This window comes from Kitasatospora sp. CMC57 (genome assembly GCF_045866025.2).
Lineage (GTDB): Bacteria > Actinomycetota > Actinomycetes > Streptomycetales > Streptomycetaceae > Kitasatospora.
On the sequence record NZ_AP035881.2, the window covers coordinates 2,820,533 to 2,834,559 of the forward strand.

15 protein-coding genes are annotated in these 14,027 nt (G+C 73.9%); 4 read left to right on the forward strand and 11 right to left on the reverse strand.

Features of this window, described 5'->3' with window-relative positions; all coding sequences use genetic code 11:
• Window positions 1-8 precede the first annotated feature (8 nt).
• The 11 genes from ACKUU6_RS12350 to ACKUU6_RS12400 form a co-directional block, all read right to left on the reverse strand.
• Window positions 9-827, reverse strand: coding sequence for an AfsR/SARP family transcriptional regulator (locus tag ACKUU6_RS12350; protein ID WP_407988551.1), 819 nt, complete (start codon window positions 825-827; stop codon window positions 9-11).
• A gap of 125 nt (window positions 828-952) precedes the next feature.
• Complete coding sequence (locus tag ACKUU6_RS12355; RefSeq protein ID WP_407988552.1) at window positions 953-2,404, reverse strand: aKG-HExxH-type peptide beta-hydroxylase; 1,452 nt, start codon at window positions 2,402-2,404, stop codon at window positions 953-955.
• Between the two features lie 87 nt (window positions 2,405-2,491).
• Entirely contained in the window at window positions 2,492-2,614 is a 123-nt protein-coding gene (locus ACKUU6_RS12360) for a hypothetical protein (RefSeq protein WP_281403648.1), read from the reverse strand.
• A gap of 180 nt (window positions 2,615-2,794) precedes the next feature.
• Window positions 2,795-3,445, reverse strand: a complete 651-nt coding sequence (def, locus tag ACKUU6_RS12365; protein ID WP_407988553.1) for a peptide deformylase — start codon at window positions 3,443-3,445, stop codon at window positions 2,795-2,797.
• Between the two features lie 77 nt (window positions 3,446-3,522).
• On the reverse strand, window positions 3,523-4,503 hold the full coding sequence (locus ACKUU6_RS12370; protein WP_407988554.1) for a tetratricopeptide repeat protein: 981 nt from the start codon (window positions 4,501-4,503) through the stop codon (window positions 3,523-3,525).
• Between the two features lie 129 nt (window positions 4,504-4,632).
• Window positions 4,633-5,913, reverse strand: coding sequence for an HD-GYP domain-containing protein (locus ACKUU6_RS12375; protein ID WP_407988555.1), 1,281 nt, complete (start codon window positions 5,911-5,913; stop codon window positions 4,633-4,635).
• Window positions 5,910-7,394, reverse strand: coding sequence for an HD-GYP domain-containing protein (locus tag ACKUU6_RS12380; protein WP_407988556.1), 1,485 nt, complete (start codon window positions 7,392-7,394; stop codon window positions 5,910-5,912). The genes ACKUU6_RS12375 and ACKUU6_RS12380 overlap by 4 nt, the downstream gene beginning before the upstream one ends.
• A gap of 137 nt (window positions 7,395-7,531) precedes the next feature.
• Window positions 7,532-7,831, reverse strand: coding sequence for a mycothiol system anti-sigma-R factor (gene rsrA / locus ACKUU6_RS12385; RefSeq protein WP_407988557.1), 300 nt, complete (start codon window positions 7,829-7,831; stop codon window positions 7,532-7,534).
• Window positions 7,828-8,559: a sigma-70 family RNA polymerase sigma factor gene (locus ACKUU6_RS12390; protein WP_407992105.1), complete on the reverse strand. Its 732-nt coding sequence runs from the start codon at window positions 8,557-8,559 to the stop codon at window positions 7,828-7,830. The genes rsrA and ACKUU6_RS12390 overlap by 4 nt, the downstream gene beginning before the upstream one ends.
• Before the next feature lie 265 nt (window positions 8,560-8,824).
• On the reverse strand, window positions 8,825-9,451 hold the full coding sequence (locus tag ACKUU6_RS12395; RefSeq protein WP_407988558.1) for an alpha/beta family hydrolase: 627 nt from the start codon (window positions 9,449-9,451) through the stop codon (window positions 8,825-8,827).
• Between the two features lie 9 nt (window positions 9,452-9,460).
• Window positions 9,461-10,216, reverse strand: coding sequence for an SOS response-associated peptidase (locus ACKUU6_RS12400; protein ID WP_407988559.1), 756 nt, complete (start codon window positions 10,214-10,216; stop codon window positions 9,461-9,463).
• A 109-nt stretch (window positions 10,217-10,325) separates the two neighbouring features.
• Here ACKUU6_RS12400 and ACKUU6_RS12405 point away from each other — a divergent pair, with 109 nt between their 5' ends.
• The 4 genes from ACKUU6_RS12405 to ACKUU6_RS12420 all read left to right on the forward strand — a co-directional run bounded on the left by ACKUU6_RS12405 (window position 10,326) and on the right by ACKUU6_RS12420 (window position 13,982).
• Entirely contained in the window at window positions 10,326-11,027 is a 702-nt protein-coding gene (locus ACKUU6_RS12405) for a M50 family metallopeptidase (protein WP_407988560.1), read from the forward strand.
• Window positions 11,028-11,166: 139 nt separating this feature from the next.
• Window positions 11,167-12,486, forward strand: coding sequence for a 3-phosphoshikimate 1-carboxyvinyltransferase (gene aroA / locus ACKUU6_RS12410; protein ID WP_407988561.1), 1,320 nt, complete (start codon window positions 11,167-11,169; stop codon window positions 12,484-12,486).
• A gap of 16 nt (window positions 12,487-12,502) precedes the next feature.
• The gene (rsgA, locus tag ACKUU6_RS12415) at window positions 12,503-13,558 is read left to right on the forward strand and encodes a ribosome small subunit-dependent GTPase A (protein WP_407988562.1); all 1,056 of its coding nucleotides are present in this window, start codon (window positions 12,503-12,505) and stop codon (window positions 13,556-13,558) included.
• Between the two features lie 100 nt (window positions 13,559-13,658).
• Window positions 13,659-13,982 carry a DMT family transporter gene (locus ACKUU6_RS12420; RefSeq protein ID WP_407988563.1) on the forward strand — a complete coding sequence of 108 codons (324 nt, stop codon included), beginning with the start codon at window positions 13,659-13,661 and terminating at the stop codon, window positions 13,980-13,982.
• The last annotated feature ends 45 nt before the right edge of the window (window positions 13,983-14,027 follow it).

The following is a 14,027-nucleotide window of genomic DNA, read 5'->3' on the forward strand; positions in this document are numbered from 1 at the left end:
CCGCCGTCTCAGCCCAGGTGCAGCGCGGCGTCCCCCGCCAGGATCCGCCGGTGCAGCTCGGTGACCGCCAGGCCCGGATCGAGCCCCTGATCCTGGATCAGCCGTTCCCGCAGCTCGCCGTAGGCCGCCAGCGCCTCGGTCTGCCGACCGCCGCGCAGCAGCGCCAGCATCAGCTGGGCCCGCAGCCGCTCCCGCAGCGGGTGCTCCGCCACCAGCTCGCGCAGCCCGGGCAGCACCTCCGCGTGCCGGCCCAGCGCCAGCTCCGCGTCGACCAGACCCTCGGCGGCCATCATCCGGGCCTCCTCCAGCCGGCTCACATACGCGAACACGCAGGGCCCGAGCGCCACATCGGCCAGCGCCGGGCCGCGCCAGAGCTCCAGTGCGCCCCGCAGCAGCCGGGCCGCCTCCCCGGCTTCACCGGTGCGCAGCGCCGCCCGTCCGGCCGCCGCCAGCGCCTCGAACCGGGTCGCGTCCACCGCACCGGCCTCGGTCAGCAGCTCGTACCCGCTGCCGACGGTCCGCACCGCCTGCCTGCCGAGCAGGCCGCGCAGCCGCCAGACGTACCCCTGCAGGGTCTTGCGGGCCGACTCGGGCTCGTGCCCCTGCCAGAGCTCGGCGATGATCCGGTCCACCTGGACCGGCCGGTTGGCGTTGATCGCCAGCAGGGCGAGCAACGCCCGGTGCTTGGCGGCCGGCAGGGCGATCTCGGCGCCGCCGCAGTGCAGTCGGAGCGGCCCGAGCAGACCGATGGTGGCACGGCCGGACGGCTCGGCGCCCGACCGGACCGGGACGGCGGCGCGGGGCAACGGCGGGGATATGACGGTCATGCAGCGAACCTCCACCGGAAGACGGCGATGCCGGGCCGGGAGGGGTGGGTCTCCCGGGCACGCTCCGCTCAGCACTACCCGCGTACGGCCCGCTCGAACTCGGTGTGTCACCTCCGGGCACCGGCTCAACCGCCGACCGGCACCACCAGTCCGGCCGCGGCCAGCCCGGCGATCCCGGCCGCGAACCGGGCGTCCGCCTCTCCGCCGCCCTGCCCTACGTAGGCCGCCTCGATCTCCGCCGACGTACGACCGTCGCACAGCGCGTAGATCAGCCAGGCGTGTTCGTTGAGCCAGTGGAACCGCGCCGACTCCGGTGCGTGCGCCAGCAGTTGGTGCTGCTCGGGCAGCGGGCAGACCGCCACCGGCTCGGCCTTGCGGTAGCCGCGCGGGTCGAGCACGGGCGGCGCGGTGACGACCGGTTCGGCGGTGACGACCGGTTCGGCGGCAGCCCCGAGGCCCGGCGCGAGCGGTGCCACCGCGTCCAGCAGCCACCGGACGAACCGTCGGCCGGCCGGGGTGAGCGCCTCGCCGTGCACCTCCAGCGCCTGCCGCCCGAGGTAGCCGGCCCGTTCGGCGCTGGTACCGTACCCGCCCTCGACGGCGGCCCGGCTGCCCGGCGTCGGCACACCCACGCCCTCGGTGACCGGCGGTGCGCCGAAGCGCTCGCGCAGCTCGGCCGGGGCCTCGGCGGCGGCCGCGAAGAACAGCACCAGGTGGCTGTAGACGTGCAGCGCGGCCAGCACCCGGGTCAGCGACCAGGGGGTCAACCGCCAGGGGATCTCCACCTGGTGGCCGGGATCGGCGACCAGCGCGCCGGTCCGCAGCACGTCGAACTGCTTGAGGTGCAGCCCCTCGTGCAGCAGGATCTCGGCGGTCATCCACGGGTCGTCCAGGTGCTCCGGCGCGACGAACAGCGCCGAGGGCAGCGGGTCACCGCCGGAGAACGAGTGCAACTCGCCGTCCTCGGCGGCACCTTGGGCCAGCCCCACCAGCGAGATGTGCGGGAAGACGCCGGCCCCCGCGTACGGCAGCAGGGCCGCCAGCAGGTCGGCGCCCCGGGTCAGACCGGCCAGCTGGGCCTCGTCCGGGGTGACCCGGCGGGCGCCGCTCAGACCGTCGAAGCTCCCCTGCTTGAGCTCCTCCAGCCGGACGGCGAGCGGCAGTTCGGCCGCCTCGGGAGACACCTCGGTCCACGCCCAGCCGATCCCGCGACCGGCCCAGGGACGGCACCGCCGGGCCATCAGCCGCTCGGTCGGGCCGAGCCCGTCACCGGCATCCGGATCGACACCTGCCAGCTGCCGGGCAAGCTCGCTCGGGGCCCGCCGGTGCTGCTCCAGCGCGACCAGGTCGTTCTCGAAGGCGTTCCGCAGCACCGGGTCGTAGAGGAACGGGCGGAGGTCCGCGTCCGCCGTTCCGCCCAGCCGCCCGAACCGCTCGGCCGCCGCCGGGAAGTGCCGGGCCAGCACCGTGAGACCCAGCCGGTAGCGGGCGAGGTTCCGGGCCTCGATGGCCCCGGAGTCCCCGAACTGCGGGTCACTGCCGAGGAGTCGGTCGATCTGCTGACAGGACGGCGGCACAGCGTTCTCCCCAGGGTGGATCGACGGGTCGGAGACCGCGGCGGGCCGGACACCGGGGCTTCCCGGTGACCGGCCCGCCGTCCGGCGCTACTTCATCGGCGCGATGTCGGACGGGAGCCACTCGCGCTCGTACTGGGCGTCGGTGGTGATGCTCGGTGCCGACTCGGCGGTCACCCGGATGTTCGGCAGTTCCACGGTCTGGGACGGCATGTCGTCTCCTTCCAGTCAGCTGACAGGGCCTCTCCGATGGTGGTCGACCCCGGTGTGGTGGCGGTGTGGTGGCGCTCTCGAACTGATCGCCGCCCCGGGAGCCGGGACGATCCGCCGGAGGCCGGACAGCACGAAGGGCCGGCCCGGGGCTGCTGCCCCGGACCGGCCCCTGAGCGGCCGTCAGTCGTTGGCGACGGTGGCGTAGCGCGGTGTGCCCTCGGCCATCTGCCGCAGCGCGTCCTTGCGGTCCCGCTTGGAGAGCCGGTCGATGTACAGGTACCCGTACAGGTGGTCGGTCTCGTGCTGGAGGCAGCGGGCGTAGAAGCCGGTGCCCTCGACCCGGATCGGGTTGCCGTGCTTGTCCTGCCCGGTGACCGCGGCGTAGTCCGGGCGGGCCAGCTCCATGTAGGCGGTGGGCACCGAGAGGCAGCCCTCCGCGGAGTCGTCCAGCTGTCGGCGGCCGGCCGGGAGCTCCTCCAGCACCGGGTTGATCACGTGGCCGACGTGCCGGACGCCGTCGTCGTCCGGGCAGTCGTAGACGAACACCTTGGCGTCCACGCCGATCTGGTTGGCCGCCAGGCCGACGCCCTCGGCCGCGTACATCGAGACGAACATGTCGTCGATCAGCGTGGCCAGCTCCGCGTCGAACTCGGTGACCGTCTTGACCTCGCGGTGCAGCACGGGGTTGCCCACCACGGTGATCGGCCGGGCGGTGCCCTTGGAGAGGTCGGGCAGCTCGCCGACCACCTTGGGCTCGGGGGTCTCCCCGTGCGCGTGATCGTGGTCGTGCGGGTGGTCGTGGTCGTGCGCGTGGTCGTGCTGGTCCGCCATCGTTGCTTCCGCTTTCTGGGTCTGCCGGAGATCTACCGGGTAAAGAGTACGGCGCCGGACGGGGCACCGGCCCTTACTCAGCAGACTTCTTCGAGGTCCCGGTAGGCCCGGGCGGCAGGGGAGGCGGCCACCCAGCCGTCCAGCAGGGCGCCGACCAACTTGGCCGGGGCGGCGATCCCGCACTCCCGTTCGGTCAGCCAGGACAGGCCGGAGCCCGCCTGGCTGAGGTGGCTGAGGTGGCCGGGGTGGGCGGCGTCGCCGTCGTCGTGCGGGTCGTGGTGCGCGGTGCGGCCGTCGTCGGCCGCCATCCGGCTCTCCGAGCAGGCCCGGCAGAGCAGCCGGACCGAGGAGGTCCAGTCCTCGGCCGCGTACCCCGCGTCGGCGACCAGCCGCTCCAGCGCGTCCCGGTCGGCTGCGGTGGCGGCCTGGAGCAGCACCACGTAGGTCGGCACCGGCGAGGGCGCCCAGAGCTCGATCTCGTCGAACACCGGGTACGCCACCCCGTCCGCGACCCGCTCGCCGTGCGGGGCGCCGTCGTGCAGCACCACCTCGCCCCAGCGGCGACCCGAGGAAGGCAGCGGGATGGAGAGCACCTCGATCCTGGCCGGGTCGAGCCGCCGCCCCCACACCACCTCGGCCTCGCCCTCCGGGGAGAGCCGGACCGGCGTGGTGCCCAGGTCGAGCTGGACGGTGCCGTCCTGGGCGCCGCCGGGCAGCCGCAGGCCGTACGCCTGCCAGGCGCGCCGGGCCAGCGGCCAGTCCTGGAGAGCGGTGGCGGTGATGCCGAGGTTCCACCAGTCAGGGGCGCCCTGCTCGCGGTCCAGCAGGGCCACCGCGCGCAGGCCGGCGGATCTCGCCTGGTCCCAGTCCCGGCGGAACTTGTGCAGCAGGGCGAGGTTGAACCAGGAGTCGGAGAGCCAGGGCTCCAGGTCGGCGGCCATCACCAGCAGCGGCCCGGCGTCCTCGTAGCGGCCGTCACCGATGAGGGTGAAGGCGCGGTCGGTGGTCTGCCGCCAGGTCGCCGACGGGCGGTGTCGTGCGCGGTGGAAGATCCTCACGTTCCGTCCCTGCCGTAGTCGTCCGCCGGTGTGCCGTACCCCGGTCCGTCGGGGGATTCTTCCCCGGCTTTCCACGCTATGACCGCATCCAACCACGCCGCCCGTCGGCCGCGCTCCTCGCACGGGCGTTCAGTCAGGTCGGGCGACGACCGCGGCGGATCGGGCCAGTGCGTCGAGCACCCTGGGGTCGTAGAGCCGGCCGCGGTCCGAGCGGAGCAGTTCGAACACCTCCTGCCGCCCGGCCTGTTCGGTCAGGCCGCGGCGGCGGGCGGCCGCTGACAGGTCGTCAAAGGCGTTCGCCACCCGGATGATCCGGGCCGCCAGGGGCAGCGTGCGGTCGGCGCCGCCGTCCGGCCCGTGGCAGGGATCGGCGAGCCTGGCCACCTGGCCCGCCACCTGCCTCGGCACCCCGGTCCGGCTGATCACCTCGCTGCCGAGCCGGGCGATCCGCTGCTGCTCCGGCTGGGGCAACAGGGCGGTGGCCCCGTCCGGGACCGGCTCCACCAGGGAGAGCTGGCCGATGTCGTGCATCAGGGCGGCGTACTCCAGCAGGGCGAGGTCCCGGCTGCCGAGGCCCAGCTCGCGGCCGAGCGCGCAGGCGGTGTCCGCCACCCGGCGGGCGTGGCCCGGCGGGGTGTACCCGGCCACCTCGGTGGCCCTGGCCAGCGTCTCGATGGTCTGTCCTGTGGTGGCCCGGACGGCGGCCGCCCGCCGGAACGCGGCCTGGGCCAGCAGCAGCGGGGCGCAGAACAGCGGCAGCGCCCACAGCCCCACCTCCCCCGCCAGCAGGCTGATCAGCATCCCGGTGGCGACGATCGCCGAACCGATCCCGAGCAGCGAGCGCAGCTCGTCCTCCAGCGCGGCCCCGAACCGCAGCCCGGTCCTGGCCCGCCGCTGGACCGCTCCCAGGGTGGCGTCGCAGAGCGCGGCCAGCGCCGCCACCCCGGTCAGGAACACCCCGTACGCGGGGCCGCCCAGCGGCAGCTGGTCCAGCGCACCGCTGTTGTAGAGCGGCTGGAACAGCAGCGCCGCGAAGCCCACCGTCAGCAGCCGCCGGACCGCCCCGTCCACCCGCCCCGGCTCCGGCCGGCAGCTCCGGTGGCGGCGCCGGCCGCGCAGCGGCGCGAGTCCGGCCAGGGTGCCGAGACCGGCCACCACGACGACCTGCGAGACGCCGTGCGTGGTGGGCAGCCCGTGCAGCGGCCCGAGCAGCGCGTACGCCAGCGCGACGGCGGTGCCGATCGGTGCCTGCTCGCGATCGCCCGGGAGGGTGACCCTGACCCGCTCGCCGACCGCGATCACCGCCGCGAAGGCGGCCGCCACCTGGGGCGCGGAGATGCCGTGGTGGAACGCGTCGGCGCAGGTCAGCAGCAGGAGCAGGGCGGCGGCGGCGCGGAGTGCCGTGGTCACGGTGCACCCGGCAGCAGGTCACCGGCCGGGCGGCGGGCCGGTTCGGGGACGCCGAGCGGGATGTCCGGCACCTCCCCGTCCCAGCCGCCGGGCGGCGGCAGCGCGGGCTCCCAACCGTGCAACCGGACCGCCTCGACCAGCGCCCACACCATCGCCGGGTCGAACTGGCTGCCCGCGCAGCGCTGGAGCTCGGTCACCGCCTCGGCCACCGGACGGCCGCGCCGGTAGGAGCGGGTCGTGGTCATCGAGTCGAACGCGTCCGCGACCGAGATGATCCGGGCGAACTCGGGGATCCGCTCCCCCGCCAGACCGTTCGGGTACCCGCGCCCGTCCAGCCGCTCGTGGTGGTGCAGGATGCCGTCCCTGGCCTCGCCGAGGAAGTCGATCCCCCGGACCAGCTCGAAGCCGAACACCGGGTGCACCTCGACCGCCCGCCGCTCGGCCTCGGTCAGCGGACCGTTCCGCCGCAGCAGCTCGGTGGCCACCCCGAGCTTGCCCACGTCGTGCAGGGTGCCCGCGAAGTGCAGCGTGCGCAGCCGATCCTCGGCCATCCCGAGCTGGCGGGCGATCAGCACGGCGGCCCGGCCGACCCGCTCGCTGTGGCCCCGGGTGTACGCGTCCTTGATCTCCACCGCCTGGACCAGCGCCTGGACGGTGGCCTGATGGGCCGTCCGCTCCCGGTGCCCCTGGGCCGAGACCCAGGCCGAGATCGAGAACGGCAGCAGCGCGAGCACCGCCGCGAAGGCGCCGTACGGGCCCTGCCAGAGCACCGCGACCATCAGCCCGCCGGCCCCGTGCAGCAGCGCGGGCAGCAGCACCGCACCGGGCGGCGGAGTACAGGGCAGCCCGGGTCTCACCAGCCGCCGCATCCCGCTCACCAGCGCGCAGTTGACCAGGCAGAACAGCAGCACCGCCGCCAGCGCGGGCAGCACGGCGACCGGGAACCGGGAGCCGAGCAGCAGCTCGGGCCCGGGCAGCAGCCGGAACAGCACGGCGGCGGCGAACGCGGACAGCGCCAGCTGCGAGGCGTTCCAGACCCGGCGGCCGGCCCGTGGCGGGGGCACCGCGGCGGTCAGGGCGGCGGGCAGCGCGACCAGCGCGGCGGCGGCCGGCGGCAGCATCAGTACTCCGGCGAACAGCACCGGGAGAAAGGCGGGCCCGGCCCGCTCCGGCGCCGAGGGAGGCGCGGCGGGCCGACGGCGACCGAACAGCGCGGCCCTGAGCAGGCGCAGGCACGGGGTCGGCCCACCCTGGGCGAGCGCACCCCAACAGACGTTCAGGACCGCCAGCAGCCCGACCCGGGGCCAGTCCACCGGACCGGTCAGCCAGCCGGGCCCCGGCAGCACCAGCGGCAGCAGGGCGCCGACGGCGCCGAGCACCACCACGGCGCCGTACCGTCGCGCCGCTCCCGGCAGGGCCGGGCCCGCGTCCTCGCCAGCGATCTCCGCCTCCCCGCCACGGCCGCAGTTCCCCTCGGGCACCCAAGGGCTGAGTGCTCGTCAGGAGAATAGGGCCCGGCCCGGCGGAGCGGACGCCCGATCGCGGAATGCCCCGGTCGGCGCAGTGCCAACTCACTCGAACGAGTGATGACCGACCGGACCGCGAACCGGTACGGGGACTACTCGGTGGCCTCGGCCACCGTCAACGACTCGCCGGCCCGCTGCCCCGCCCGGATCGAGTCGATCCGGGCCAGCACCTTGCCACGCAGGTCGGCCGGGGAGTGCTCGCTGCTGCACGAGCGCTTCACCAGCGCCTTGATGGCCTGTTCGAGGCCGTACTCCGCCAGGCATGGGGAGCACTCCTCGAAGTGCACCTTCAGCTTGGCGCAGTCGCCCTCGGCCATCTCGTTGTCGAGCAGCTCGTAGAGGTGGTCGAGCACCTCTCCACAGTCGGTGTCGTGCGGATCGCCGCAGCTCATGAGCCCGAGCCCTTCGCTTCCTGCCCTGCCCCGCTGCCGGCCGGGACGAGCCCGCGCTCACGGGCGTAGTCCTCCAGCATGCCGCGCAGCTGACGGCGGCCACGGTGCAGTCGGGACATCACCGTGCCGATGGGGGTACCCATGATGTCCGCGATCTCCTTGTACGCAAAGCCCTCGACGTCCGCGAGGTAGACCGCGATGCGGAACTCCTCCGGGATCGCCTGCAGGGCGTCCTTCACGTCGCTGTCCGGCAGGTGGTCGAGCGCCTGGGTCTCGGCCGACCGCAGACCGGTCGACATGTGCGACTCGGCGCGGGCCAGCTGCCAGTCCTCGATCTCCTCGGCGGCGGTGCGCTGGGGCTCCCGCTGCTTCTTCCGGTACGAGTTGATGAAGGTGTTGGTGAGGATCCGGTACAGCCAGGCCTTGAGGTTGGTGCCCTCACGGAACTGGTGGAACGACGCGTACGCCTTGGCGAACGCCTCCTGGAGCAGGTCCTCGGCGTCCGCCGGGTTCCGGGTCATCCGCAGCGCGGCGGAGTACATCTGGTCCAGGTAGCCCAGGGCGTCCCGCTCGAAGCGGTCGCGTCTGGCGTCCTCGGTCTCGTCGACCGACACCCGGAAGGTGTCCTCACCGATCGCCTCGGCCAGTTCGTCACCGGTCAGCATCTCGCTGCCCGGCTCGGTCTCGACCGGCTCGGCCTCGTGCTCCGCTCCGACGACCGGACCCACCTCCTCGGCTTCACGAGTCGGCACCGGAGTGGGCCGACCCGACAGCGAGGATATCGGGCTGACGGGCTTCTCGCCCGCGACCAGCCACTCGGACCAGTCGGGCACTGCGACACCGGTCGCCGCCCGCTCGTCCGGCCGTTCGGGGCATGCGATCGAACCCATCCTGCCCTGCTTTCCTACCGGGACACCTTGCTGACGTCAGGTGTCAACCGGGACGGGTGTCAGGGAATTCCCGCCGGGCGGTCCGGAGCCCCGCAGTGACGGTTCAGAGCTCCAGGATCCAGTCGCCGACCGCCGTGGTGATCAGCTCCAGCGCCTCGTCCTGCCCGAGCGGGGCCCGCTTGGGCACCGCGAAGCCGTGGCTGCCATACGGGATCGCCACCAGCCTGTGGCCGGCCGGGAGTTGGGGGAACTCCCCGGGCGTGCCGAAGGTGTCCTGGCCGGCCTGGACCACCAGGGTCGGGCGGCCGGTGCCGAGCAGTTCCTCGATCCGGCTGCGCTCCGGCCGGCCCGGCGGGTGCAGCGGGAAGGCCAGCGCGAGCACGCCGACGGCGCCGACCTGCCCGGCCGTCCGGCAGGCCACCCGGGCACCGGCGCTGCGGCCGCCGACCACCAGCGGGAGGCGCTGCCCGGCCAGTTCGGCCATCGCAGGCAGCCAGGCCGCGTCCAGGGTCTTCGGGGCCGGGCCGATCTTCTTCCCGGCCACCCGCCAGGGCTGCTCGACCAGTGCCACGGTGATCCCGCGCGCGGGCAGCACGGCGGCCAGCGCCTGGAGGTCGCGGGCCTCCACCCCGCCGCCCGCTCCGTGGCCGAGCGCCAGCAGGGCTCGCGCCCTGCCCTCGGCGGGGTGCAGGGTGATCCGGGCGTCGCCGACCGGGGTGGTGACAAGCATGGCGCTCCGTCAGAAGAGGGTGCTGCCGTCCGGCTCGATCTCGCTGAGCGGGCGGAGCAGCTCGGGGCCGTTGTTACGGATGTTGCCGACCGCAGGACCGATCGGCCGGGCCAGCAGGGCACCGGGCGGTGGCGGGGTCAGCAGACCGCGCAGCTCGTCCGGGTCGTCCACCGCCGGGTCGAGCCAGGCGTCGTAGGCCGCCGGGTCGAGGAAGAGCGGCATCCGGTGGTGGATCGGGGCCAGCTCGGGTTCGGCGTCGGTGGTGACCACGGTGCAGGTGACCAGCCATGCCTCGGGGTGGTCGCCCGGGTACCGGCGGTCCCGCCAGAACTCGTACAGCCCGGCCAGTGCCAGCGCGGTGCCGTCGGCCCGGTGCACGAAGAAGGGCTGCTTGCGCGGCTTGCCCTTCTCGCCGGGTATGGTCTCCCACTCGTAGTAGCCGTCCACCGGCAGCAGGCAGCGCCGGGAGGCGAACGCCTGCCGGTAGGCGGGCTTCTCGTGCACGGTGTCCGCTCTGGCGTTGATCATCTTCACCGCCGTCTCTGGCGACTTCGACCAGGCCGGGACCAGTCCCCAGCGCAGCACCCGCAGCTGCCGGACGGGCTTCCCGCCGCCCTTCGGCGGCCGGTCCAGCACCACGAAGGCCGGGTCGGTGGGCGCCACGTTCCAGCTCGGCGCGAGGGTCTCGGTCGGGTCCCAGTGCTCGACCCCGAAGACCTCGACCAGGTCCTGGGGCGCGGTGGTGGAGGCGAAACGTCCGCACATGGTGATCAGCTTGCCACGGGCCCGCGGCCCGATCGGCAGAACCGGGCGGTTCCCTCCCGCCGTCCTGGCATGGGAGGGTGCTGGTCCGAACGCGGCGAGGAGGTACGGAATGGACTTCGCGGGACTGTGGGAGACGCTCACCGCCACCCAGCCGGCCCCACCCCACTGGCTGGTCCTCGGCAGCGCGGCCGTCGCCCTGCTCGCGATCCTGCCCCACCCGGTCTGGCGGCTCAGCCGCAACGTGGTGACCATCGCCCACGAGGGCGGCCACGGCCTGGCCGCCCTGCTGACCCGCCGCAAGCTGGGCGGCATCCGGCTGCACTCCGACACCTCCGGCCTCACCATCTCCTCCGGGGCGCCGACCGGCCCCGGCGTGATCCTCACCGCGGCGGCCGGGTACACCGCTCCCCCACTGCTCGGCCTCGGCGGGGCCGCCCTGCTGGCCGGGCAGCACGTCACCCAGCTGCTCTGGATCGCCATCGTGCTGCTCGCCGGGCTGCTCGTCATGGTCCGGAACGCCTTCGGACTGTTCTCCGTGGTGATCACCGGAGCCGCCTTCTTCCTCATCTCCTGGTACGGCAGCAGCCAGCTCCAGGCCGCCTTCGCCTACGCGGGCGTCTGGTTCCTGCTGCTCGCCGGCGTCCGCCCGGTGTTCGAGCTCCAGGGCAAGCGCCGCCACGAGGGCGCCCGCGGCACCGACGCCGACCAGCTCGCCCATCTCACCCACATCGGTCCCCTCTTCTGGGTCACCCTCTTCCTCCTCGTCGCGCTCGCCTCCCTCGCCGTGGGCGGCACCTGGCTGCTCGCGTAGCCCGCTTCGGACGGCAGGGGCGCGGGGGCTCCGCCGGTGCGCGGGTCCGTCGGGTGGGCGACGCGACCCCGTCGACCGGGCGCCCTACCGACGGTCCGGCCCAGCGGTGTGTGCAGCGAGGGCCCCTAGACTGGGCCCCATGACCGAAGCCCTGTGGCCCGCCCCCGTTGCGACCGGCGCCGTCGATGCCGTCGTCACCATCCCCGGATCGAAGTCGGCGACCAACCGTGCGTTGGTGCTGGCCGCGCTGGCGGACGGACCGGGCTGGATCCGTCGGCCGCTCCGCAGCCGGGACTCCCAGCTGATGGCCGACGGCCTGCGCGCGCTGGGCGTCGGCATCGAGGAGACGGTCAACAACGCCAGCGGCGGTACCGGCGGCGGCGAGGCGTGGCGGGTCATCCCGGCCGGCCAGCTCCGTGGCCCGGCGCAGGTGGACGTCGGCAACGCGGGCACCGTGATGCGCTTCCTGCCCCCGCTGGCCGTCCTCGCCGACGGCGCCGTGCACTTCGACGGCGACCCGCGCAGCTACGAGCGCCCCCAGCACGGCGTGATCGACGCGCTGCGCGCCCTCGGCGCCCGGATCGACGACGGCGGCCGTGGCGGCTTCCCGCTCACCGTGCACGGCACCGGCGCGCTGGACGGCGGCCCGGTCGAGCTGGACGCCTCCGCCTCCTCACAGTTCGTCAGCGCACTGCTGCTCTCGGGCGCCCGCTACAACAACGGCGTGGAGATCCGGAACATCGGCGGCCCCGTCCCCTCCCTCCCGCACATCCGGATGACGGTGGACATGCTCCGCAAGGCCGGCGTCCAGGTGGACGCGCCGGAGGACGGCGGCGAGAAGGACGTCTGGCGGGTCACCCCCGGCGCCCTGATCGGCCGTGACCTGGTGGTCGAGCCGGACCTCTCCAACGCCGCGCCGTTCTTCGCCGCCGCGCTGGTCACCGGCGGCCGGGTCACCGTCCGGGACTGGCCCAAGCACACGTACCAGCCGGGCGACCAGCTCCGCGAGCTGTACACCCGGATGGGCGGCAGCTGCGAACTGACCGACGAGGGGCTGGAGTTCACCGGCACCGGCAAGATCCACGGGATCGACGCCGACCTGCACGACGTGGGCGAGCTGACCCCGGTGATCGCGGCGGTGGCGGCGCTCGCCGACTCCGAGTCGCACCTCTACGGCATCGCACACCTGCGGCTGCACGAGACCGACCGGCTGGCCGCGCTGGTCAAGGAGATCAACGACCTGGGCGGCGACGCCTCCGAGACCGAGGACGGTCTCCGGATCAAGCCGCGACCGCTGCACGGCGGCGTCTTCCACACGTACGAGGACCACCGGCTGGCCACCGCCGCCGCGGTGATCGGCCTGGCCGTCCCCGGCGTCGAGGTGGAGAACGTCGCGACCACCGCGAAGACCCTGCCGGACTTCCCGCAGATGTGGGCCGACCTGCTCGGCCAGGGCTGACGGGGAGTCGGGACAGATGCGCCGTTACGGCAAGGACGCCGACGAAGACGACATCCGCAACCGCCCGGGCCGCAAAGGCTCCAAGCCGCGGACCAGGATCAGGCCCAAGCACGAGGACGCCGCCGAGGCGATGATCCTCACCGTCGACCGCGGCCGGCTGACCTGCCTGGTGGAGGCGGGCACCAAGCAGGAGCGTCAGGTGATCGCGATGAAGTCGCGCGAGCTGGGCCGCAAGGGCGTGGTGGTCGGCGACGTGGTGCACGTGGTGGGCGACCTGTCGGGTGAGGCGGACACGCTGGCCCGGATCGTCCGGGTCGAGGAGCGCCGCTCGGTGCTGCGCCGCACGGCCGACGACGACGACCCGTACGAGCGGATCGTGGTGGCCAACGCCCAGCAGCTGGCGATCGTCACCGCGCTGGCCGACCCGGAGCCCCGGCCCCGGCTGATCGACCGCTGCCTGGTGGCGGCGTACGACGCCGGGATGCGGCCGCTGCTGGTGCTCACCAAGGCGGACCTGGCCTCGGCCGAACCGCTGCTGGAGGCGTACGCGCCGCTCGGCATCGACTACGTGGTGACCCGGCGGGACGAGCTGGAGACCGCCGGGGCGGAGGCGGTCCGCGACCACCTGCGCGGGCGTTCGACCGTCTTCATCGGGCACTCCGGCGTCGGCAAGACCACCCTGGTGAACGCGCTGGTGCCGCTGCACCAGCGGACCACCGGCGTGGTCAACGCGGTCACCGGCCGGGGACGGCACACCACCGTCTCGGCCCTGGCGCTGCGGCTGCCCCCGCCGCCCGGGGCGAAGCCGGGTTCCAAGAAGGCGCTCGATCCCGGCTGGGTGATCGACACCCCCGGCTTCCGCTCGTTCGGCCTCTCCCACATCGACCCGTCCCGGGTCATCCTGGCCTTCCCCGACCTGGAGCCGGGCACCGAGGGCTGCCCCCGCGCGTGCAGCCACGACGAACCGGACTGCGCGCTGGACGCCTGGGTCGCCGACGGCCACGCCGAGCAGGCCCGGCTGTACTCGCTCCGTCGGCTGCTCTCCTCCAAGGAGACCCGCGAAGGTGACTGACCGAAGTCTTTCGGCCCGTCAGAAGTGTTGGAATCCCCTCGCGCGGTGATCATAGGAAGGTCGGACCGATCGGTCCGGCCTTTCGAGGGGAGTCGGCTCGATGGCATGGGCCCTGGTGGTCATCGCCGGACTGTTGGAGACCGGCTTCGCGATCAACCTGAAACTCAGCGAGGGCTTCACCAAGCTCTGGCCCACCATCAGCTTCTGCGTCTTCGCCCTGGGCAGCTTCGGCCTGCTCACCCTCTCCCTCAAGACCCTGCCGGTCGGCCCGGCCTACGCGGTGTGGACCGGTCTCGGCGCCGCCGGGACGGCCATCTACGGGATGCTCTTCATGGACGAGACCACCTCCACCCTCAAGCTGGTCTCGATCTCCCTCGTGATCGCCGGGGTGATCGGACTCCAGCTGAGCGGCTCCGGACACTGACGGAGCGTCCAGTGCGCGAGCCGGAGTGTCCAGATCCGTGGACGC